A 24156-nucleotide genomic window follows, 5' to 3' on the forward strand; every position below is an offset into this window, starting at 1 on the left:
AGTAATTTTTGGAAAAAGAGACGCTTCTTGCATCGGTTTGTCCTTAAAATATCATGGCGGAAATTCAAAACCTGATAAAGTTGGTTTTTGTTCTGTGAAAATGAGCCGTGATGTTCCAATCAAGCAGTAGAGAGTCTACAGACAATCATCACAAGCCGTTGGAATTCAAAAGCTTGTCGAAATGTTCTGCCAGAAACTTACTTGGTGAAGTAGACCTTCTGAGGATTGCTGCAAGCTTGAAACAGGATCAAAAGCAAAAAGGAAAACTGGGCCAATTTTTGACTCCTGCTTCAGTAGCAGAATTAATGGTTGGGATGTTTGGCAAACTCGATCTTCCTCAAATATATTTACTTGATGCTGGAGCAGGAGTTGGCTCATTACTTGCAGCTTTTGTAGCTAAACTTTGTCACAGCCAAAAACGCCCAGCCAATTTAGATATTGTTGCCTATGAAATTGATCCTTTTCTGATTGGGTATTTGCATCAGACATTGAAATTATGTGATAGAGAATGTCAAATAGCTGGGATCTCTTTAAACTATGAAATCCGAGATACGGATTTTATTGAGGATACAGTCAGACATCTTCAGCCTAGTTTGTTCGATAATCCTGACAATTGCAGATTTACCCACGCTATTCTCAATCCCCCATATTTAAAAATTAATGCTCATTCCAAAGTTCGTAATTTGTTACGTTCTATAGGATTAGAAGCCAGCAATCTATATACAGGTTTTATCGCTGCTACAGTTCAGCTTCTTGAATCAAAAGGAGAGCTTGTAGCTATTTCGCCGCGTAGTTTCTGTAATGGGCCATATTTTAGAGACTTCCGCAGAATGTTTTTGGAAATCATGGCTTTAGACCGGATACATCTTTTTGAATCCAGACAGGAAACTTTTAGTGATGATGAAGTTTTGCAGGAAACAATTATTATTCATGCTGTCAAACAAAAATCAAAATTTGACAATGTAATCATTAGTACAAGTTCAAAAGCTGATGATGATTTTATGCTGTCAAATTCCTTAGCTTATACAGAGATAGTTCTTCCCAACGACTCGCAACAATTTATCCACATTATCCCCGATACATTAAGTCAGCAGGTCATTGAAAAAATGGCTAATTTTACCTGCACATTAAAAGACCTAGAATTAACTGTATCAACAGGACGTGTGGTAGATTTCCGTGCTAAAGAATATCTATGTTTAATACCACAAAAAGACACTGTTCCTTTGATTTATCCAGTGAATTTTTCAGCAGGATATGTTGAGTATCCCAAAGTAACGAAAAAACACCAATCTCTGGTCTATGCAGAAGAAACTGTATCTCTTTTAGTACCAAATGAACATTATGTTTTGACTAAACGATTCTCCTCTAAAGAGGAAAGAAAACGAATTGTTGCTGTTGTATATGATGCCAACAAAATTAATTGTTCTTGGGTAGGTTTTGAAAATCACCTGAATTATTTTCACAACAATGGAAGAGGACTTAATCTTACCCTAGCACGTGGTCTTGCTGCTTATCTTAACTCTAGCCTCGTTGACGCATTTTTCCGGCTATTTAATGGACATACTCAGGTTAATGCAAGCGATTTACGAAATTTAAAATATCCGACAATAGCACAACTTATGACTATAGGGCTATATATTACTGAGCATTTTCCATCACAGCAAGAAATCGATCAACTTTTGCAAGAAGAGTTACTGAGTATGAGCAATCAGTCTGAAAACAACCCCTTAATAATTAAAACCCGTATTGATGAAGCACTACAAATTCTAATGGAACTTGGACTTCCACGGGCACAACTTAATGAACGTTCAGCCTTAACACTGCTGGCTCTACTTAACTTAAAACCAACATATCCTTGGGAAACTGCTGCATCTCCCCTAATGGGAATTACGCCAATGATGGAATTTATGGCACTGCACTATGGCAAAACATATAAACCTAATACACGGGAAACTGTTCGCCGCCAAACAATCCATCAATTCTTAGATGCGGCTTTGATAATTGTAAATCCAGATGCACCTGAACGCCCCGTTAACAGTCCGAAAACAGTATATCAAATTGAAGAAAGTGCGCTTGAACTCTTACGTACTTATGGAACTACTGAATGGAAAAAGAGTATTCATACTTACCTTTCTTCAGTTGAAACTTTGAAAAAACGATATGCTCAGGAGCGGGAAAGATCGCGTATTCCGATAGTGATTGAAGGAGAGGTAAAAACTCTATCGCCAGGTGGACAGAATATTCTGATCGAAAAGATTATTAAGGAATTTGCAGAACGTTTTACACCTGGAGGAAAACTGATTTATGTTGGTGATACAGATGAAAAATTCGCACATTTTAATGAAAAAGCATTGAAAGATTTAGGTGTTACTATCGATTCTTATGGTAAAATGCCTGATGTAATTATCCATTATCTAAAAAATGATTGGCTAGTTTTAATTGAAGCTGTAACTTCTCATGGCCCAATTAACCCTAAACGGAAGAAAGAACTCGAAGTTATCTTTGCCGATCTAAAAATACCCATTGTCATGGTGACAACTTTTTTAAGTCGGAAAGCGATGGTGGAATATTTGGCTGAAATTGCTTGGGAAACCGATGTTTGGGCTGCGGAAGATTCTACTCATCTCATTCACTTTAATGGAGACTACTTATTACAGACTTACAAAATGGATAGAGATTCTGAAACGGAATAAACTATTTTTAATTTTTGATCATCTGTGTAAAAAGAAGCGTTAAGGCAATATCAGTATCCACAATAGACCTCTTGCAAAAGTTACTTTTGCACTCTTGCGGGAAAAGGGGAAAGGTCAAAGGGGAAAGGTTTTTTATTCCTTTTCCCTTTCCCCCTTACCCTTTTCCCTACAAATGCCAAGAAGTCTAATATCAATACCTTCGCCAATTTACGAGGCTGAGTTGATATATCGCCATCTTTGGAGGCAATCTTCAGTGCGCGTCAATATTTAGCTAGTAGTCTGCCAACCCAAAAATGCTGGGTGGGGGCTGGGGAAAGGGGAAAGGGGAAAGGGTAAGGGATTTAAAACCTTTCCCCCCGCCCCTTATCCCCAGAGGGGGCCCCACCTTCCCCCTTACCCTTTACCCCGCCAAGTTCACTTGCCAGACCACTAGTCTGTTAAGCGCAAACGTCGAAGCGATCGAGCATCATTACCTTGTTCCAGACCGCAACGAAGTCCTTGACCATACGCTCGTGACCGTCATCAGCGCCATAGACTTCAGCAATTTGACGAAGTTCCGCGTTTGAACCGAAGATGAGATCGCAACGTGTCGCGGTGAACTTCGTTTCGCCCGTTTTGCGATCGCAGATGTTAAAAAGCATCTCGCGATTGTCTATCGGCTTCCACTCATAGTCCATACTGGTCAATACACGGAAAAAGTCATTTGTCAAGACGCCGGGTCGATCGGTGAAGCTACCGTGCTTTGAATAGTCCCAATTCTGATCGAGGGCGCGAAGTCCGCCGACGAGAACCGTCCACTCAGGCGCAGTCAGCGTCAGGAGCTGCGCCCGATCGAGGAAGATCCGCTCCGGCTTCACTTTATAGCCAACCGCCTCATTGTGATAATTTCTGAAACCGTCCGAAACTGGCTTCAACCAATTAAACATTTCAACATCTGTCAGTTCCTGAGTCGTATCCATCCGACCCGGAGTAAACGGGACGGCAACAGAAAACCCAGCGTCTTGCGCGGCTTTTTCGACCGCAGCACAGCCACCGAGGACGATCATATCTGCGATCGAGATTTTTTTGCTGCCCAACTGAGCACCGTTAAAGTCCGCCTGAATTCGCTCAAGGGTCGATAGGACCTCGCCGAGCTCCTGCGGGCGGTTCATTTCCCAGTCTTTCTGGGGATTGAGGCGAACGCGTGCCCCGTTTGCGCCGCCGCGCTTATCGGAATGGCGGTGGCTCGATGCTGATGCCCAAGCGGCTGACACGAGCGCCGAAACAGAGATCCCACTCGCTAAAATCTTATCCTTGAGAGAATTGATATCGGCGACATCAACCACCTCGTGATCCAGTGCTGGAATTGGATCTTGCCAGATCAAATCTTCCTCTGGGATTTCCGGACCAAGATAGCGCGTTTTCGGCCCCATGTCTCGATGGATCAGCTTATACCAGGCGCGCGCGAACGCATCGCTGAAGTAATCGAAGTCACCCAAGAAGCGCTGACAGATTTCGTGATAGGTCGAATCGACCTTCAAGGCAACGTCCGAAGTCATCATCATTAACGGATGTTCAACGCCCGGTTGATGGGCATCCGGTGTCTTCGGCGCATCAGGATTGCTTGGCTTCCACTGAATGGCACCTACTGGACTCTTTGTCTGTTCCCAATCGTACTTAAAAAGATTTGTTAAGTAACTGTTGTCCCACTGGGTTGGATTTGGAGTCCACGATCCTTCGATCCCGTTCGTCATCGTATATTCGGCAAACCCAGTGCCTTCAGGGTTCTGCCACCCTAAGCCCATCGCCTGAATCGGCGCGGCTTCCGGCGCTGGACCGATCTTGTCCGGCGAGACCATGCCGTGACTTTTGCCAAAGGCATGACCACCTGCAATGAGCGCGACAGTTTCTTCGTCATTCATGCCCATACGCGCAAACGTCTCGCGAATGTCTCGCGCTGAACCATGAGGGTCGCCTTCGGCGTTTGGACCTTCTGGATTGACGTAAATTAGCGCCTGGTGCGAAGCTGCTAGCGGGTTCTCAAGGTCGTAGTATTCCTCGTTCGGCTTCCCAACCCACCGAATCGTGCGAGTGACCATCTCGTCAGGATGACCAGGGTGTTCTTTGATATCGTCAACCGGATCGCCGTTCCAGAACTCCGGCCCCCAGTATGTTGCGCGATCTGCCTCCCAGGCATCAATGCGACCGCCACCAAAACCGAAGGTCTTAAACCCCATGATTTCGAGCGCGCAGTTGCCAGTCAGACTCATCAAATCAGCCCAGCTTATTGCCGCACCATATTTCTGCTTGATGGGCCAGAGCAGCCGTCGTGATTTATCTGTGTTCCCATTATCCCACCACGAATTGATTGGTGCAAAGCGTTGCATACCCTGACTCGCTCCGCCCCGACCGTCTGCGATCCGGTAGGTGCCTGCGGCGTGCCACGCCATGCGAATCATTTGAGGTCCATAATTACCATAGTCGGCTGGCCACCAGTCCTGCGAATCGGTCAGCAGCGCTTTGATATCGCTCTTCAACTGTTTGAAGTCAATCTTGGCGAAGGCTCCCTTATAATCGAAATCTCGCAGCGGGTTAGCTTGGGGCAAATTTTGGTGAAGTAGCTCGACCTGAAGTCGGTTCGGCCACCAATCATCAGTTTGCGGCTTGGAGCCTAGCGCACCGCCAATGCGGCTTCCACGGAAAGGACATTGTGCAGGAGTGGTAGGAGGGTTGTTATTCATAAAGTCCAATCTCTTCTCAATACCGTTGCCAAAATAAGAGCATGAAGAGGTAGGGCGTTTCGTAGTAGAGTTATTGTCTCTCACAACGACAACTCAAAAGCCACTTGCCGCCCATGCCCGATATCTTATCATTGTTACAATGCCTGCTGCCGCAGATAAACGCTACAACGATGCGTCGTAAGGATTCAGGTGGCAGAGTATTGACAAAGGGGACGCTTGGGGTAAAGTATCACAATCATGAACCTCAACGCGCCTCAACAAATCGACCGAGAAAGTCTTAACCAGCTGTCCAAAGAAGAGTTGGTGGATATAATCATTGAACAGGCGATCGCTTTAATATTCATAATAGATGAAACACTGAATGCTCTCTTCGTTTGGCTGTGACAAAACGTAAGATTAGTGTTGGTTCCCGTTCGATGGAGCGGTTTTGTCATACTGCTAATTTGTTGACAGTTGTGCAGACTTGTCGCCGTCAAGGTAGGTCTGTTATTGATTTTTTTGCACAAGCTCTAATTGCTGACTTTAATAATTGTCTGTCTTGCCCTTCTTTACTTCCCCAATATTAGACCTGAATCCTTACATAGATCCGACAGTTCAGGCAAAGCGTAGTAAAGTAAAGTAAGAAATCTCAAGGTGCGTGTAAATATGAAAACCTACGGACTAGAAATTTAACAGCATATACAGCAGTAACGTCGATCGCTCCCAAAGCAAAATTGTCGCCATGACTAACTCAACTCCAATGGATGACGAGAAAAAGCTCCCCAAGAAGAAAGGTAAGTCGCTTCCTCCCAAGCTGATTATCTGGGTAGGAAAGTTTGTCTGGACGAGTATGTGGCAATTAATGATGTCAAACCTTGCTCCTCGCAATCAATCGGGAGCATATATTCGTCCTAATAGCCAGTTTCGCAAGTTCATTGGTACAGAATCAGGGAATCCCCACCCACCAGCAACGGGGCGCTACAAACTCTATGTTGGGCTGGGCTGTCCTTGGGCGCATCGAACTTTGGTTGTGCGATCGCTTAAAAAACTCGAAGCGGTAATATCAGTTTGTATAGTCTCTCCTTCGCCCATTGAAGGCGGTTGGATATTTAACCAAGAAGAAGAAGGTTGTCGCACACTGGCTGAATTTTATCAAAAGGCAGAACCCGGCTACAGTGGGCGCTCTACAGTGCCAGTACTATGGGATAACCAAACAAAAACCATCGTCAATAATGAAAGTTCAGAGATTATCGTCATGCTGAACTCTGAGTTTAACGAGTTTGCCAACAATCCGACGCTAAATCTTTACCCAGAAGAACTTAAAGAGAAAATTGACTGGTGGAATGAAAAAATTTATCACGCGGTAAATAACGGGGTGTATCGCTGCGGTTTTGCCCAGACTCAAGAAGCATACAATCAAGCCTGCAATGAACTTTTCGCAACTCTCGATGAAATTGAACTTGCATTGCAGACTAATCGCTATCTCTGCGGTAAAAAGCTGACACTTGCAGATGTGCGGTTATTCACAACATTATTTCGGTTTGATAGTGCCTACTATGGGCTGTTTAAATGCAATAAGCAACGAATTCGAGACTATCAAAATCTCGGAGCTTACTTGCGTGACTTGTATCAGCTTCCAGGTGTAGCTGACACTTGCGACGTAGAAACTGTGAAGCGAGACTACTACGGAAACCTATTTCCACTCAACCCCGGTGGGATTATCCCCAATGGGCCAGATATGTCTTATCTTAATCAACCACACGATCGCGAGCGCATTGGCAGAGTGAATGCTTCATGAACCAGATTAATCGAGTTGCAATTGTCGGTGGAACTCATGGCAATGAGTTTACAGGAGCCTACCTAGTCCAAAAATTTGCCCAGTTTCCCGATTTAATTACTAGACCGAGTTTTGAGACAGTTACTCTGTTGGCAAATCCTCATGCTTTTGCCGCCGGAAGACGATATGTAGAGAAAGATTTAAATCGCTGTTTTCTCAAGCAAGATTTACAAGATCCGACTTTGAATAGTTACGAAGATTTGCAAGCTAAATTAATTCAGGATACCCTAATATCAAATGGGGATAAACAAGCCGATTTCATCTTAGACTTGCACAGCAGTACAGCTAATATGGGTCTGACAATTATTCTTGATAACAGTCATCCCTTAAACTTAAAATTGGCTGCTTATCTAAGCCAGCTTAATCCTTTAGTTAAAGTTTATCGCTGCTCTTTTAAATCAATTGCAGAAAACCCATTTGTAAATTCTCTGTGCGAATTAGGCTTTGCATTCGAGGTTGGCCCAATTGCCCAAGGACTTTTAAAAGCAACGCTGTTCAAACAAACAGAGGAACTTGTTCGCGCGCTTCTGGATTACCTAGAGCAGTTTAACCAGGGTAAAATTCCATCAAATAACGAAACGTTGATTCTCTATGACCACTTATCAGTTGTGGACTACCCAAAAAAATCTGATGGTACAATCTTTGGGATGATTCATCCAGAGCTTCAGGATAAGGATTATCAAGCCTTGAACCCAGGAGATCCAATCTTTATAACTTTTGACGATAAAACAATTGTTTATGAGGGTGCATCTACTGTTTGGCCAATTTTTATTAACGAGGCAGCTTACTACGAAAAGGGAATTGCCATGTGTTTGACCCAGAGGCAGCAAATCAACATATAAGATATGGATCAAAATTTTTGTTTAATTACTTTTAATTGGAAGTTATGATAAAAATTGAATATCAAAATTATTAATAACTTCATATATTTAGCGCGATCGCTAAAAACTACTTATATAAGTTTATATGTATCTTGGTTATAATATATTAATAAGCAGTAATTAAGTATCAGGGTAAAAAGCTGTCCAAAGGTTAGATCAATATAGATATCGAAGGAGCGTTGAAAAACCATTATCTAATTTACCGAGAATATTTTTTAGAGAAGCAGATATAAATCTGTCTCACTAATCTGGGCAATGTCTATGAAATACTGCTCTTAAAGTAACTCTTTATTTTGAAAATGAGGAGATGCGAACATTCTGGCTTGAAGTTTATTCTAAACTCAGCCCTAAGTTGAACTATGGAACTTTACTGATATAAATCCAAATCTAACAATATAATTTACGCTTAAAATTGTCTAAATACTTGAACTCATAATGAAAATTAAGCAAAAAAGAAACAAACCAATAGCCAGTCTTTCTCTAGATTTGGATAATATTTGGTCTTATTTAAAAAATCAGGGCGCTTCGGGTTGGGAGACTTATCCTTCTTACCTGGATATCGCAGTACCTCGTTTCTTAGATATTCTCAAGCAATGGGATTTGACAATCACAGTATTTATTGTCGGTCAAGATGCAGCGTTGGAAAAGAATACCAAGGCAATACAAGCGATCGCTAGCGCCGGTCACGAAATTGGCAACCATTCATTCTATCACGATCCTTGGCTACATCTTTATTCAGAGAATGAGATTGAAGAAGAGGTGGCACTCGCCGAAGAACATATCAAACGCGTCACTCATCAACATCCTATCGGCTTCCGGGGGCCAGGATACAGTTTTTCTCCAGCAGTATTGAAAGTCTTAGCACGCCGGGGATACGAATATGATGCTTCGACTTTCCCCACATTTTTGGGGCCCATAGCACGAGCATATTATTTAATAACTTGTAAATTGAGCAAGGAAGAACGTAAAAAACGGGAAGCGCTGTTTGGCGGTTTTAAAGAGGGTTTGCAGCCTCTAAAACCTTACAAGTGGAAACTAGATAAGGATAAGCTGACTGAGATTCCCGTTACCACCATGCCAATTTTTAAAGTGCCAATCCACTTCAGTTACATAATGTTTCTGAGTACATTTTCTTCGGAAGTGGCGTTACTGTACCTGCGAATTGCCCTGTGGCTGTGTAAAGTTACACGCGTCCAGCCTTCTTTGCTACTCCATCCTACAGACTTCGTAAGTCAAGAGGATGTACCAGAACTCTCATTTTTTCCTGGTATGAGTGTCCCTACCTACAAAAAGCTGGCAATAGTGAACAAAAGTTTAGAAATTATATCTAGTCAGTTTAATGTTTTGACTGTTGGACAACACGCTAAATTTGCAGCCGATGGACGTAAACTGCCTGTATTAGTGCCTCAAAAGAGATAAAAATACGATTTATTATCAATTACGAGCAGCAAACAAATTAGCGACAATTTAAACTAGTTTTCCTAGAAAGACTGGTTTCGATAAATGAGTCTGAAAACCTGCTCCCAAAACGCGAATACGATTCTAGCTATCGCCATAAGCAGTTAAGGTAATAGCTAGAACTTGTCTATCCATATTTGGTATAAGGAACTTCCAGTTAAAATATATTCCATAGTAGGGGCGCAAGGCCTTCATTGGTGTCAACTTAACGTAAAACCGATGTCCAGCAAGGAACTGAAGTTCCTTGCTCATAGCAAAAGTCATCTAAAAGATGACTAAATATCCCGGAAAATCTTTAGTCATCTTTAGATGACTTGAGCTGTTAGCCTGGAACTTTAGTTCTAGGCGGGTGATGAAGCCAACAGTGAAGCCATTTCTAGCTTAAGTTGACACGTATGAAGGCCTTGCACCCCTACAAATATACAAATAATTTGGGATAATTAGTCATTAATTAGTAGTAATATCTAGCAAGAAACCACATATAATTCTCAGGAAATTTACTGAACCATCAAGACAATATATATTACTAATATATAGAGAAATATTGTCAGGATGCTGAATATGTCAGATTTACCGCTTCAGTGCCAAAATTTGAAAGAGCAGGTTGAATCTATATTACAACTTTTACAACAAGAACCAACACTACGTTCCCAAGATATTACACATATACGAACTTCTTTAAGTAAGGCGATTTCTCCGAAGTTTGAAATTGTATTTGCAGGTGCTTTTAGTGCTGGAAAATCAATGCTAATAAATGCACTATTAGAAAGGGAATTACTCTACAGTGCAGAGGGACACGCTACAGGTACAGAATGCAAAATCGAGTATGCAGAAGTAGATAAAGAACGTGTTGTTTTGACGTTTTTAAGTGAAGCAGAGATTCGAGAACAAGCAGTTTCTTTGTGTCAGCAACTAGGATTTCAGACAGTACCTAATATTAACCAAGCTGAGGTAATTAACCTGCTACGTCAAGGTTCTGAAGCGATTATTCAGCAGGAGGGTGGTGAGAGTCAATCAGAACGTGCAAAACAGGCGAAGGCGTTAATGTTGTTGCTAGAGGGATATATAGCAAATAGCGATCACATCAGCACGGTAACTAATGCTACATACTCAATGGAGCAATTTAACTTTTCTAACCTTAAAGAAGCGGCTGGATATGCGCGTCGTGGAAGTAATAGTGCGGTATTGAAGCGAATAGAATATTACTGTAATCATCCTTTGCTACAAGATGGTAATGTAATTATTGACACACCTGGCATAGATGCGCCAGTAGAGAAAGATGCTCAACTAACTTATGCCAAAATTCAACATCCTGATACTTCGGCGGTGGTGTGTGTGCTAAAACCTGCTTCGGCGGGTGATATGACAAAAGAAGAAACCGAACTTTTGGAATTAATGCGGGAGAATGGGGGAGTACGCGATCGCGTCTTCTATGTCTTCAACCGGATCGATGAAACTTGGTATAATACTCAGCTACGGCAACGGTTAGACGATTTAATTAGTGAGCAATTTGCCAATTCTAGGAAGGTTTATAAAACCAGTGGATTATTAGGATTTTATGGCAGTCAGATTAAACAGACAAGCCCACAAGATAGATTTGGTTTAGATTCTGTTTTTGCAGAAAGTATTAAAGGTTTAGATGGCCAAGAAGAAACACCACAATTTGTCTATGCGTTTAATAACTACTGTGTAAATTCAGGAAAGCTATCTTCCAGTAAATTCCGTGTTTCTGTTAACGGCTACGAAACCCCAAATCAAAATTATGTGCGGATTTTGGGAGATTGGGGAAATGAACTGATAGAAAAGCTAATTCAAGATAGTGGAACTGAAGAATTCCGCACAGCTATTACTCGCTATCTTACCGAAGAAAAGCGTCCCCAATTATTTAAAAATCTTGCTGATGATTTGGAAGATGTTTGTATTAAGCTCAAAAAACATTATCAGAGTGTCCAACGCGATTTAGATAGTCAGCCCCAAGAAATTGAGACAATGAAGGCGCAAGAGTTACAACGCCTAAATCAGCAACTCCAGCAAATTGGCAGAGAATTTAGCGAGCATATCAAAGAAGAAGTTAATCATGTAATTAATAATTCTTGTGATGCTTTTGAAGCAGATTTTAAGCAATTGCAATCACGAATGATTCGCCGTTTAGATGAATTGTTAGATACTTTTTCTGTAGCTGATGCTTATCGACGTGCAACCATCAGCCATCCTCGCAACGCTACCGCACCTTTAATTGCTATTTTAGTAGAGGCATTTTATTACTTAGCAAATCAATTAGAAGATATTTTGGTTGAATCTTCTCAGCAAGTAGTTGCAAATTATTTTCAGCGATTGATTGAAAAAATTCGCAAGTCAGAATATTATCGCCAACTGTATCGTTTATTAGATAATGATGGTGGCATTGAACAAGAGATAAGAACTGTAGAAAAAGTAGTTACTCAAGCATTAGTAAGTGCAGCTAGTGTAGAGTGCGATCGCTTTGTGCGAGAAAGTCCTAGATTTTACGATGAAGGCACTTTTTCTATATATCAATTTCGCCAAACTTTATCACAAACTTCTCAAGGTTACGATGCTGAAAGTATTGTGGAAGCAGAACCAGCGATTAGGCAGTTATTGAAGTTAGATTTTGAACCAAAAGTTTCTTATACTATTCGTAAATCTTTCCGTCAAACCATTAATCAAACATTGAAAACTCAATTGATCCCAATGGCAAATCGGCAAGCAGATGAGATTTTGCAGCAATACCCACAAGCGCGTGCTTATTTAGAGAAAACACTAGAAAAAGAAGCTGAAGAAAAAATTGCAACTAATCGCCGATTGTTGAATATTCTTGAAGAAAATATTTCAGTATATAATTCAGCAGCATCTAGTATTAATACTTGTTTACAGGCGATGCAATTATACGATCATCTTTTGCCTGTCATTGGTGATTCATTTGCTACTGATGCTAAGTTCGCTAATAATGGATTTGTGATTTCAGATATGGTACAAAAGGTTTAATTTTATATATCGCAATCCTATTTAATTTGTGAAAATTCGCGGTATCCAGATCCCCGACTTCGTAAAAGTTGCTGGGGATTTAACTTTTTAGAATCTTAATCCCCAACTGAATGGTTATGACTATCAAACGCCGGGAATTTCTTACAACCTGTGGACTAGCTACCTTAGCCACTCAAATACCAACACTTACCGCCCAAGGTAAGCCATCTCTAAACACCATCCGCAAGCCACCCCGCCTGCAAGCTGGCGATACTGTAGGGTTGATTTCTCCTGCGGGTATCGTTGACGCTAAAGACATCGAAGCAGCGCAGAAATCAGTTTCACAGTTAGGGTTAAAAGTCAAGCTGGGGAAGCATATTTTAGACCGTTACGGCTATTTAGCGGGAAAAGACGCCGATCGCGCCCAGGATGTAAACTTGATGTTTAGCGATCGCACCATCAAAGCAATTATTCCTATGCGTGGCGGTTGGGGCTGTAATCGCATTCTACCCCTACTCAACTACTCGCTAATCCGCTCCCATCCGAAAATTCTCATCGGTTACAGCGATATTACGACGCTGTTGTTAGCAATTAATGCCCGTAGTCAGATGATTACTTTTCATGGGCCAGTTGCTACGTCTACCTGGAATCAATTTACAGTCGATTACTTCAAGCGCATCCTATTTAATGCCGAAGCGGTTACTATGCAAAATCTCAACCCTAGCGAAGTGCGGATGGAGATCATAGCACCGGGAAAGGCGAAGGGTAAGCTTGTGGGTGGAAACTTGTCAGTTTTATCAGCAATGGTAGGTTCACCTTACCTACCTACTTGGAACAAAAGCATTTTGTTTGTGGAAGAAGTTGGCGAGGATGTTTACCGGATAGATAGGATGTTGACGCAATTAAAAACTGCTGGGATACTTAATCAAATTGCTGGCTTTATCTTTGGGCAATGCACTAAATGTAGTCTTGGAGATGAACCGTCATTTACATTAATGCAAGTATTGCAACAACACATACTTCCTTTAGGTATTCCTGCTTGGTATGGTTCAATGATTGGTCATATTAAGGATAAATTTACCTTGCCAATCGGTGCGGAAGTGGAAATAAATGCCGAACTTGGGACAATACAAATGTTAGAGACAGCTGTGAGCCTTGTGTGAATCAGGCAAGAGGTTGGAATAAAAAATAGTGGCTCACAACTTGTCGGGTTTTGGGGGAAAGGGGCAGGGGAAAAGGGAAATTAAAACCCTTAACCCTTACCCTTATAACCTTTTCCCAAAACCAAACTTTGGGTTCAAAATGCAAAACCCAAGTAGTATTGGGACTATGTGTATCAAGTTTGGCAATGCTTACTTATGACGACCAAACCATTTAGACGCGATCGCTCCTAAAGCTGCTCCAACCATTGGATTACTGAGAAACTTTAGAATCGCTGGTTGTTCAGCCATCACCTCTTGGAAGATGTCAGGATGGCTAAGCTAATCGGCACTAAAGTTGCATAATAATAATGTGAAGTAGTATAAAAGCAGCTATGCCGCCACCAGCCAAAGACTTTTTAACGCCGGAATAAGTCGGTAAGCTACAGCAGGCTTTAAAAGAGAGCGACCAACCACACGTCAGGGAAAGAATTTTAATTATTCTTCTACAAAATGATGGGAAGCCGCAACATGAAATTGCTAAATTTTTAGGCTGCTCGCCTAGAACCGTGGCATATTGGTGTATGCATGGAGATCCAGACAATTTAGAAACCCTGCATAACAAAAGAGAGTACGAACATTATCGAAAAGCTACTCTTGAATATATTGAACTGTTATTAAAAACTGTTGACCAAGAACCATCAGATTTCGGGTATGAATTTGGCAAATGGACGGCAGAGAGATTAGCCACGTATTTGACCGAAAAAACAGGGATAGATTTAAGTAGCTCTCAAGTAAAGAGGATATTAAAGCGAAAAAAGTATAGTTATATTTGGGCTAAATATGACCTGGAAGATAAACAAAACCCAATCGAAAGAGCTAAGTTTAAGGAGAAACTTACTCAATATTTATCAATAGCGCGAGAAGAACCAGACCGTTTGCAGGTATGGTTTTGGGATGAGAGTGGTTTTAGTTTACGAGTGATTCGCCGAAAGAACTGGGGTAAAAAAGGAAAACGCAAAAATGTTCCAGGACAAAGACGCTGTGGCCGGGTGAATGTCATGGGAGCAATCAGAGAATCAGACCGAAAACGGGTATGCTTTTTTGTGAAAAAAGGGAACGCAGATATTTTTTATGAGCAATTACAACTATTATTTGAATTAGTCAAACAAGAGTGGGTAAGTAAAGGAAACAATGTTGAATATTTCTCTAAGTATGGATCGAAGATTATTTTGATTTTAGATAATGCTAGTTTTCATAAACGCAAAGATATTATAGCTAAAATATCCGAAGAATTTCCGAACTTTGTTTTAGAGTTTTTACCAGCTTACAGCCCTGATTACAACATTATCGAGTTAGTCTGGCACTCATGTAAGGAATATATTGCTCATCGCTTATTCAAATCGGTCGATGAATTAAAATCCCTGCTAGATAAGCTTTTGAATCAAGGCGAGTTAGTGATTAAGTGGCATCGGAACATCAAACATAAAGGTAATTTCAGCTATGTTGCAGCTTAAATGCTGATTAGCTTATGATATGTGAAAGATGCCAGCTTGGTAAGGTCATCTGCACTTATGCGGTTAGGGTTGTGGGTAGAAAGCCCCAAATCTCGCTCCAGATGGCGCTCGTCTAGACCTCTTTGCTTTAAGTGTTTGAAAAATGCCCGTGCAACATCATCCCGTTCGTTAGGCTTAATTTGAGCGATCGCCTTTTGGAGTTCTGGCTCCAGCTGGCTTGGTGGAATGCTGTTATGGTTGAAAGATTGACTAAACAATTGCCGACGTTGATCGTGAGATGAACGCTGGGCAAAATCGTCAAAATTTTCGTATTCCTGAGTTGGGTCAGATGAAACATCATCTAAAGACTCTGTATTACCGTGCGCCAACTCGTTGAGAATTTCGCGTTTATATTTGTCACTGCTACTCATTTTAAATGTCTCCTGTTTATACTTGCAATCAATTGATTAACTCAGGTTTTCTCCAGAAAATGAGTCCCTATTTATACTCAACTTGCTGAGATTGCACATCATACTGAGCCGTCAAAATCAGTTTTTTGTCTGGTGCATACATCAAAACTTTTAAGTCTTGATTGGGGAAATTTTTGTGAAAACCTTGGAGTAAGGATTTTGCTAATGGTCGGACTTCGGTCGGACGAACTTTAGGCGTAATCACGACACCTAACTTATTGTTGTCACGTACATAAGCATCTTGGACAATTCCCTTGGCTGTGCTGACAACCCAGTTCCCAAAATCTTGACCCTGTACACTGTTACCGCGTGACAACAAGGCATAGTCGGCACTATCACTGATTCCAGACGGTAATTGAGTTGGTTGTTTAGCTTGAACAGTACCACTACAGGCGGCAGTCGTTGTTAATACTAATACCAAGGCTAAAGCTATTAAAACCCGACGAAACTTTTGAATTATTTTCAATTTAACCACCTCATCTAAACTAATAACTTTTCTGCAATATAGGACTCATATTTGATTTTTGAAAAAAAATTATGTCAACAATTAAATAGCGGAATGCTCCTTGCTCATCTATTACAGCATCATTTACTGTGCCAATCTTCTCATCAGTTCCTTGAACATACACACCCATTCCTTTGATGTCGTTACCTTCAAGAGTATTAAGGTAGTCTAGATCAAATTCACTTATTTTTTGGAGCGGCATTATTTGATTCCTTAAAATCTTGCTGTGTCTTTTTATAAATTACACAATTTAGTTTATATACATCTTCTCCCCGATGATTGACTTAAATTATCTTGATATTTAATCAATTGAAGTAATTAAATATATTTTCATAGCACATAAGTATGAGACAAAACAATCTTTTAGTATTAATGTATTACTAATTATAAAAATATTTAAACTAGTTTTTGAAAATACTGTGACTAGTTTCTAGCATTTGTGTGACTAGTTTCTAGCAGTAAATATCACAACTAAAGTTAACTAAATCAATACATATCATAAAATCTAGCTAGTTTGATATGTTTAGTAACACCTTACACTTAAATCAAATATCCTCACATTGTTAAAAGTTTATTGACTTAAGTTGTAATACCTGCTCTATCACTCTTCTATAAGATAAAATCTATGCCAAAAGATTGATGAGAAGGAAATCTAAAAATGTCTAAATATTATTAAAGTCGTAATAAATTTGCAAATAAATATTTAGCTGTGCGGCTAAGGAGTAATAAATCTAGTTGCAAAGCAAGTGTTGCGAAAATTGATAATAACAGACTGTAAGCTTTAAAACTGCTCTTATTGCAAGAAAATCAGGAGATAATTATGGATACAGAATTACAGCAAGATCGGTATGTCGATACTGCCTCCCCAAACCAGATAGAAGCACTGAAAGCTTCAGAGTCTGGAAACCTGGCAATGTTGCCACCCGCCTCGGAAAATGAAGAACAATGGCAAAAAATTGGTAGACAAATTTCTATATTTTTGACAAAAATACCTGAGTACATAGGTAGTTTTTACCAAGAATACAAATTGCTGATTATTAGCTTTGCGTTGCTTGTGATAGCAGTTACGACACTAAGAATTTTTCTAGCGGTACTCAACGCCATAAATGATATTCCCCTAGTTTCTCCATTTCTCCAATTAATTGGACTTGGTTACACAATTTGGTTTACTTTCCGCTATTTGCTCAAAGATTCCACTCGGCAAGAATTAACAACAGAAATTCGCTTGCTTAAAAAACAAACTCTAGGCAGAGAAGAATCACAGACTTTAAGCTAACTAAAGTATAGCGGTGGATACAGTGTATCTGAACTTTTGGTCAAGTAAAAAACTGAGTTTTGCTTGACCATTCTATAAAACTGTAGATTCTTGGTGTTCTTTGCTTTCTTGGCGGTTCGATAAATTAAGCTTTTTAGCACTTTTGCGTAAGTCCTATCTTATACCACATCAGCTAAATTAGCCGGAAAAGAAAATGTATGATTAAAACAAATAGATTAGCTTCGCTGACAACAACAATATTTCTTTCAACATTGCTAACAGTCCCTCTGCTTAATAGCTGCGGCGGAGGTTCCCAAAATGCTACGCAACCTCCAATTGACGATACTGTTGGGAGAAATTTAAATAATCGCGCTCCCGTAAATCAACCCCAAGCCAAAAGGGGATTAAGTACAGGGCAGAAAGTGGCAATCTTGGCAGGTGCTGCTGGACTTTACTACCTCTACAATCAGCGAAAGAATGCCCAAGGAACGGGAGCGCAAGGGAAATACTACCTTTCTAAGAATGGGCATGTTTACTATCGAGATGCTCAAAATCGCCCTGTCTGGGTAACACCGCCACAAGAGGGCATTCGTGTTCCAGAGGAGGAAGCACAACAATACCGGGACTTTAAAGGATATAACAACAGTCCCACAGGGCGAGACTTAAGAGGTTTAGGTGCAGCTACTGTTCCGACAAATTAATTTTTTTACAGATTATAAATAGATGGCGTTTAAACGTCATTCTATTTTTTAATAGAAACTTTTTCCGGATTTAAATAGGACTTACGCAATAACTCTCTGAAACTTTCATTCCTTTGTGTCCTTTGCGACTTTGCGGTAGCCTACGGCAAGCCGCTTTGCGTCTACATTTTTCCATTATTTTGCGTAAGTCCTGCTAAAGTTAATAATACTCATCAGTAGAATATCAAGCATTATTATACTTTCTCAAAAAAACTTAGGCTTTATTTCATCATTGTAAATTACCTACGCGAGCAGCAGATTGGTAGTAGGAAAATGAAACATTTAGCAAAAACATTATATAGCAAAATTCTGCATATATTTCACCAGTTAATGGGAATTACGATTTCCCGTAATCCAAATCCAAAGGAAACTAATATTGCTCTTGATGAAGAAGCTTTAGAAGACCCAACTACTCAATTATCAAAGCAAATTAATTTTCAAGACAGAGTTAATGAATCTGAGCAAAACTTACAATCAAATCACCAGTATTCAGCAAAACCTCGGCAATTCAAAAAAGCTTCTTTATTTCCTGATAGTAAGACTAATGTTGCTGCATTGTCGCTAGTTTTGTATGGAGTTGCTGAAGTCTTATCTCAAAAAATGAATCTGTCATGGAATCAAGTAAATAATACTTTTAGTTACGAAAAAGAAACTGAAACTGGAAAAGGAAAAATCTTTTACTATGTAACAGATAATCCCGAAACTCCACAACCAGAAACACTGGCAGAAGAGGCAGCTTTAGTTGTTATAGACGAATTTGATCCAAGGGCGTGTGCTATTCACCTGATTTACTGTGCCTTAGTCGCTAGCCTAGATAAACCTTGGTCAGGCAATTTTGTAATTGATGACAAGCAATTACTTGAATACACAGGGCTTGTGAAACGCAGGGATTTATGTAAGCATGAAAAATTAAGTATTTTGTACCACTTGTTACGGCAACCTGCTCAAGTACTAGCTTGTATTGCGTGGCCTAAACAAGAGAAAGCTGGAGCTTTTACTGTTGCTGATTTAAAGATTTGGGACATCAGCATAATACGAGATTTTGAAACAGATAAAGCTGGCAATAACAAGCTAGTGAGTTTAAAGGTGATAGGTCAAGCTGGAGTGTGGACAAAATACTTCCTCAATAAATCTAAATACCACTACCACACTGGAATTATTACCAAGAAAACCGTACAGAAACTATTTAGTATTGGTAAACAAAATGCTGGTGCAGCTAGAATGCTAGTTTGGCTAACCTTCCAAATCAAACCGGAATTTCAGGATTGTGTAATGGGCAAGACTCTGATGGAAATTGCTTATGGTGCAGACAAAGTGTCAACAGCAGAGCAAGACAGACAGCTTAGGCGGCAAATGGCTGATGATTTGGAAACTGATTTGAAAGTTGTCAAAGAAGCTGGATGGCAAGCAGAACTGGAAACAGGCCCAGCTTGGTTAACAAGCAGCAAAACTGCTAAAAGACCCATAGGTTACTGGAATCAAATACTCAATTCTAGATGGCGTTTTCATTTACCAGTAGAAGTACAGGAACGCTTGACCGTGGACTCGAATCAGCTAAGTGCAAACAATATCCAGCCTCTATCAGGTAATGTCATTAGAGAAGCGAGAAAAGCAAAAGGCTGGTCTAGAGCATTTTTCGCTACAACGATGGAGAAAAGCGTTTCCTGGGTTGATGCAGTCGAGACGGGTACACGTCAGGTTTCTCAAAAGGACTTGCCTAAGTTGCTCAATACACTGGAATTACACGTTAACAGGTATTGATATTTGCAAGCCGCATACTCGTGCTGAGGTAATTTTTGCTAGATATTATTACTCATTGTAACTGCGTCGGGAGGGGGGTTAGGTTTTTCGTGGGTTTTTCCATGACGTAGAAAAGTCATTGTTCATGTAAAGTTTCGGCAGAAGGCAGTATTCTCCCTGCCTCCTGCCCCCCTTGCTAATATTTTGATAGATAGTACGCATTTCTCCTCGCTATGTTACGCCTAACAGAAGTAAAGCTCCCGCTCGATCATCCTGAAGATGAGATCGAGACTGCCATCCTCAAAAAGCTGCAAATCACGCCCGAAGAATTGATCGGTTATTCCATCTTCAAGCGTAGCTACGATGCCCGTAAGAAAGGAGAGATTACCCTTGTTTATATTCTGGATGTAGAAACGACTCAGGAAACTCATCTACTCAAGCGCCTGAAAAAAGATCCTCATGTAATGGTCACGCCAGACATGAGTTATCGCCCAGTGGCACAAGCACCGAGCAATTTGGCGATTCGCCCCATCGTCATTGGTACTGGGCCTTGTGGATTGTTTGCGGGTTTGATGCTGGCGCAAATGGGGTTCCGTCCGATCATTTTAGAACGTGGCAAACAAGTTCGCGATCGCACTGCTGATACTTTTGGATTTTGGAAGAAAAAATCAGACTTCAACCCCGAATCTAATGCCCAGTTTGGCGAAGGTGGGGCGGGTACATTCTCTGATGGCAAACTTTACAGTCAAGTCAAAGACCCTCAACATTATGGACGTAAGGTATTAACCGAACTCGTCAATGCAGGAGCCTCACCGGAAATTCTTTATATCAATAAACCGCACATCGGCACTTTTAAGCTGGTGGGAATCGTCCAGAGTATGCGTGCCAAAATTGAATCTCTGGGCGGCGAAATTCGCTTTCAAAGTCGGGTGGAAGATATCAACATCGAAAATGGGCAGGTGCGGGGAGTCACCCTCGCCAGTGGGGAATATATCGCCAGCGATTATGTAGTTTTGGCGGTGGGTCATAGCGCCCGCGATACCTTCCAAATGCTATACGATCGCGGAGTTTACATAGAGCCGAAACCTTTTTCCATCGGCTTTCGAGTCGAACATCCCCAGACTCTCATCGATAAGTGTCGTTTCGGCGCTCAAGCTGGTCATAAGCTTTTAGGTGCTGCCGATTACAAACTGGTTCACCACTGCCAAAATGGTCGTTCCGTCTATAGTTTTTGTATGTGTCCGGGAGGCTTGGTAGTTGCCGCCGCATCAGAACCGGGGCGAGTCGTCACTAATGGGATGAGCCAATACTCTCGCAATGAGCGCAATGCCAACAGTGCGATCGTTGTGGGCATCACTCCCGAAGATTATCCGGGCAACCCTTTGGCAGGAATCGACTTCCAACGGCGCTTGGAAGAACGGGCTTTTGAATTGGGTGGCGGGACTTATGAAGCTCCAGGGCAGTTGGTGGGAGACTTTCTCAACCATCGCCCTTCTACAGCATTCGGTACTGTTAAGCCGTCTTATACACCTGGGGTACATTTGGGCGATTTGAGCCAGAGTTTACCAGATTATGCGATCGCAGCTATCCGCGAAGCACTTCCCGCTTTTGACAAACAAATTAAAGGATTTGCGATGAATGATGCCGTGTTGACTGGGGTAGAAACCCGCACATCATCACCAATTCGGATTAAACGCAAAGAAGATTATCAAAGTTTAAATACAGTCGGTCTTTATCCGGCTGGTGAAGGCGCGGGATACGCAGGTGGAATTCTCTCGGCGGGTATTGATGGTATCAAGGTGGCGGAGGCGGTGGCTTTAAGTATATTGCGAACCGTAAATCACAAAATCTGAGGGTATAGAAGGAACAGTTCACTTACTCACAAAGGATAACCTTGTTAGCACCAAGATTTATGGCATTTTGTACTATCCGAGTGTAAGTATATTTTTGTATATCTCAGGTACCTTTAAACACATTATTATTTGGCAATTCTTGTTGAGAATACCCCGCTCATCCTAATCACGAATGCGATTTCTGAATGCCTTACGGTTTAGCCCAGTAAATGCCCTCAGCAGGCGGTCTTCTTTCAACACCCGATTGATGTAGGAGCATTTTTCTGTCTTATTCGAGTTGCTAATCGTTACCCTACTTTATTAAGCGACAAGTCTATTGTAATATCAAATCTCGGTATTGCAGATTTACAGCGATCGCTATTCTAAAATTTGGCGTTGCTGATAAAATCTATGAATCTGGGTGTAGAGACGTTTCATTGCAACGTCTCTACAAAGGTTTTGAAATCACCAAGTCTTACAGAGGGCTTGTTTATGAAAGTCCGTATTTATACAATAATTTCATTCGATTTTGTCCCATTTCTAGACTTTACTTTTTTATTTTTAACTCTGATTTGCGGTAAATCTTTTTTATCTTTGTAAAAGTAACATATTTCTACTAGACTTGGCCATATTTCTAGAGAGCCATGAAATTGGCTAATAACATCATCGATAATTATAGAAACATTTTGCTGAAAAAAGTCTGGTTCAAATCCATAAAATACTCTCGATAAATTTTCAGCAAATAATTGAAGTGACTGCTTGCGTTCTTCATTCTGGGTAGAGATTGAAGCTTTGACTATCTGCCTGTGGATAGCAGAGATTTTTTCCAGGATTTCCTCAGAATCTTGTAAAGTGACTTCGCCAGAGTAATCAAACTTGATTGCCAAATCGTCAAGATGATAAACACTGTTTTTAATCTTCTTTTTTAGCAAGCTACATATTTCTTCATTAAATAGTTCGCTAGCTAGAGGATTACGCATATAGTTATTTCTAATATGGTTTTGGACAGCATCAACGTGTGCAGCTGCAATCCCTTCTTGCTGTATCCAAATCCTGTAAATATAATCCTCAAATCTGAGCCGAGTTGGAAAAAAGGGTGGTAAACCTAGCTGATTATCATATCCAGCAACTCCACAATCCATTCTCCAGTTTTTGTTAGTAATAACAGGTCGAAAATTTGTAAGAATATAAAAATCATTCAGGTCATTGGGACTTATTTGGTTTTCATCATTAAGATACATGTGAATAAAATCAAGTGTATCGATATCATTAGTTCCTGTACGAAAAGTTTGAGCAATTTTAACGAGCGCATTATTCAAGACTCTCCCCTGTTGTAATCAAAGGCTGTTCTCTCGAAAGTAACCTTTAGTTGTGTTGGTTTCTAAATCCATTGCTGTATCAAGAACCAGTTCTCCAGACTCGAAGTTCTCTGGTACATGGCTGGCTTTTTGACCTAAAACATCACCAAAAGCTGTGAGTAAGTCAAAAGATTTATGGACATAGCCGCCTTGTTGGCTAGACTTGATTAATTTTCCTCGGCATATTTCATCACCAGATAAAGATTCTGGGCTAGTTTCAATTAATGCATCTGGCCGCATATCGTCATCTGCACTAACCATTAAATGTCCAAGAGTATACATGAGTGTGAAGTTGCGATTTCCTCCATAACTAGGTCGGAATAAGTTTTTTACTAGTGATTCTAGCTTGCGATCGCGCAGTCTTTCGTTTAAAAATGTAATAAACTGTTCTTTCTGTTGAGGGCCAACATAAAACACGTCATTGACTGTCTTAGTCTGCTCTAAAAGTGGATAATATTTTTCGTGGTTGGCAATACTAGAATCATCAAAAACTATAATTTTTAAAGCATGACCATTCGCCCAGAAATTCTCATCATATTTTTCGATGGTCTGTGCTACATCTCTCAGTCGATGAGTTGGAATAACAAATACTGTTTCTTTTGGTTTCATAAAATTTGTTCAGGTTTTTCAAATGAAGTTTTAAGGCTTTTAAATTTATTTAAACCTTATCAGGTTAATAATCACTGCATCGCTGTGGTTACAGTGATTTCAGGATTAATTAGGTTTGTAGTCAGAGCAGTTTAGTGCTTGGTGTGTTAGAGCAGTGGTTGGATGTACAGCACACTTTAAAAAATAGTTATTGTGAAAAAATTGGCATTTTTCACAGGTATGTTGCTCTAAATGTTTAATGCTTACTATTTCATCTTTAGCTTGTGCCGCATTTTCTGGGGGATCTTCTAGTGCCTTGCAGACAGATGAAACGAGAAAAACGACAATTGCCCAAACAATCATGAAGGAAATGTGAGCCAAAAACACTGCTATATGCCAATACGGTTCAGTTAAGGCTGAAAGTCGTGTAAATTAAGCATTGTCCAAGAATGAAAATGAGCGTGTGGTGCATCTCAAAGATTT

At 40.6% G+C, this 24156-nt stretch carries 16 protein-coding genes and 3 pseudogenes; 13 read left to right on the top strand and 6 right to left on the bottom strand.

Annotated features, from left to right (window positions below):
• Window positions 1–110: 110 nt before the first annotated feature.
• Window positions 111–2693, top strand: a complete 2583-nt coding sequence (locus tag V7K45_RS01955) for a BsuBI/PstI family type II restriction endonuclease (protein WP_334999852.1) — start codon at window positions 111–113, stop codon at window positions 2691–2693.
• A gap of 437 nt (window positions 2694–3130) precedes the next feature.
• Here the strand turns inward: V7K45_RS01955 and katG are convergent, their stop codons facing one another.
• Window positions 3131–5413 (bottom strand): catalase/peroxidase HPI, encoded by a 2283-nt coding sequence (katG, locus tag V7K45_RS01960; RefSeq protein ID WP_334999854.1) that lies wholly within the window; start codon window positions 5411–5413, stop codon window positions 3131–3133.
• Window positions 5414–5650: 237 nt separating this feature from the next.
• Here katG and V7K45_RS01965 point away from each other — a divergent pair, with 237 nt between their 5' ends.
• The 8 genes and pseudogenes from V7K45_RS01965 to V7K45_RS02000 all read left to right on the top strand — a co-directional run bounded on the left by V7K45_RS01965 (window position 5651) and on the right by V7K45_RS02000 (window position 15206).
• The gene (locus V7K45_RS01965) at window positions 5651–5797 is read left to right on the top strand and encodes a hypothetical protein (protein WP_334999856.1); all 147 of its coding nucleotides are present in this window, start codon (window positions 5651–5653) and stop codon (window positions 5795–5797) included.
• Window positions 5773–5979: pseudogene (locus V7K45_RS01970) on the top strand (IS66 family transposase); the annotation flags it as partial. The gene V7K45_RS01965 and the pseudogene V7K45_RS01970, both read left to right, overlap by 25 nt.
• Window positions 5980–6134: 155 nt before the next feature.
• Window positions 6135–7190 carry a glutathione S-transferase family protein gene (locus tag V7K45_RS01975; RefSeq protein ID WP_334999858.1) on the top strand — a complete coding sequence of 352 codons (1056 nt, stop codon included), beginning with the start codon at window positions 6135–6137 and terminating at the stop codon, window positions 7188–7190.
• Window positions 7187–8071: an aspartoacylase gene (locus V7K45_RS01980; protein ID WP_334999860.1), complete on the top strand. Its 885-nt coding sequence runs from the start codon at window positions 7187–7189 to the stop codon at window positions 8069–8071. The genes V7K45_RS01975 and V7K45_RS01980 overlap by 4 nt, the downstream gene beginning before the upstream one ends.
• Window positions 8072–8545: 474 nt before the next feature.
• The gene (locus V7K45_RS01985; RefSeq protein WP_334999862.1) at window positions 8546–9529 is read left to right on the top strand and encodes a polysaccharide deacetylase family protein; all 984 of its coding nucleotides are present in this window, start codon (window positions 8546–8548) and stop codon (window positions 9527–9529) included.
• Between the two features lie 600 nt (window positions 9530–10129).
• A complete protein-coding gene (locus V7K45_RS01990; protein WP_334999864.1) occupies window positions 10130–12571 on the top strand; it encodes a dynamin-like GTPase family protein in 2442 nt (813 codons plus the stop codon).
• Window positions 12572–12687: 116 nt separating this feature from the next.
• Window positions 12688–13713 carry a S66 peptidase family protein gene (locus V7K45_RS01995; RefSeq protein WP_334999866.1) on the top strand — a complete coding sequence of 342 codons (1026 nt, stop codon included), beginning with the start codon at window positions 12688–12690 and terminating at the stop codon, window positions 13711–13713.
• A gap of 371 nt (window positions 13714–14084) precedes the next feature.
• A pseudogene (locus V7K45_RS02000) lies at window positions 14085–15206 on the top strand (IS630 family transposase).
• Window positions 15207–15220: 14 nt separating this feature from the next.
• Here the strand turns inward: V7K45_RS02000 and V7K45_RS02005 are convergent.
• From V7K45_RS02005 to V7K45_RS02015, 3 genes and pseudogenes are all read right to left on the bottom strand, one after another.
• A pseudogene (locus tag V7K45_RS02005) lies at window positions 15221–15616 on the bottom strand (hypothetical protein); the annotation flags it as partial.
• A gap of 67 nt (window positions 15617–15683) precedes the next feature.
• Window positions 15684–16121, bottom strand: coding sequence for a hypothetical protein (locus tag V7K45_RS02010; protein WP_334999868.1), 438 nt, complete (start codon window positions 16119–16121; stop codon window positions 15684–15686).
• A gap of 19 nt (window positions 16122–16140) precedes the next feature.
• Entirely contained in the window at window positions 16141–16362 is a 222-nt protein-coding gene (locus V7K45_RS02015) for a PRC-barrel domain-containing protein (RefSeq protein ID WP_334999870.1), read from the bottom strand.
• Between the two features lie 618 nt (window positions 16363–16980).
• Between V7K45_RS02015 and V7K45_RS02020 the strand changes: the two genes are divergently transcribed.
• The 4 genes from V7K45_RS02020 (at window position 16981) to V7K45_RS02035 (ending at window position 21748) form a co-directional block, all read left to right on the top strand.
• On the top strand, window positions 16981–17436 hold the full coding sequence (locus tag V7K45_RS02020) for a CAAD domain-containing protein (protein WP_334999872.1): 456 nt from the start codon (window positions 16981–16983) through the stop codon (window positions 17434–17436).
• A 197-nt stretch (window positions 17437–17633) separates the two neighbouring features.
• Window positions 17634–18116: a hypothetical protein gene (locus tag V7K45_RS02025; protein WP_334999874.1), complete on the top strand. Its 483-nt coding sequence runs from the start codon at window positions 17634–17636 to the stop codon at window positions 18114–18116.
• A gap of 312 nt (window positions 18117–18428) precedes the next feature.
• Window positions 18429–19916, top strand: a complete 1488-nt coding sequence (locus tag V7K45_RS02030) for a helix-turn-helix domain-containing protein (protein ID WP_334999876.1) — start codon at window positions 18429–18431, stop codon at window positions 19914–19916.
• A gap of 212 nt (window positions 19917–20128) precedes the next feature.
• Entirely contained in the window at window positions 20129–21748 is a 1620-nt protein-coding gene (locus tag V7K45_RS02035; RefSeq protein ID WP_334999878.1) for an NAD(P)/FAD-dependent oxidoreductase, read from the top strand.
• Between the two features lie 485 nt (window positions 21749–22233).
• On the opposite strand, the gene V7K45_RS02040 is transcribed toward V7K45_RS02035, so the two are convergent.
• Both V7K45_RS02040 and V7K45_RS02045 read right to left on the bottom strand, forming a co-directional pair.
• Window positions 22234–23046, bottom strand: coding sequence for a hypothetical protein (locus V7K45_RS02040; RefSeq protein WP_334999880.1), 813 nt, complete (start codon window positions 23044–23046; stop codon window positions 22234–22236).
• An 18-nt stretch (window positions 23047–23064) separates the two neighbouring features.
• Complete coding sequence (locus V7K45_RS02045; protein ID WP_334999882.1) at window positions 23065–23694, bottom strand: hypothetical protein; 630 nt, start codon at window positions 23692–23694, stop codon at window positions 23065–23067.
• Between the last annotated feature and the right edge of the window lie 462 nt (window positions 23695–24156).

Origin of the sequence: Nostoc sp., assembly GCF_036917375.1 — a bacterium.
GTDB lineage: Bacteria > Cyanobacteriota > Cyanobacteriia > Cyanobacteriales > Nostocaceae > Nostoc.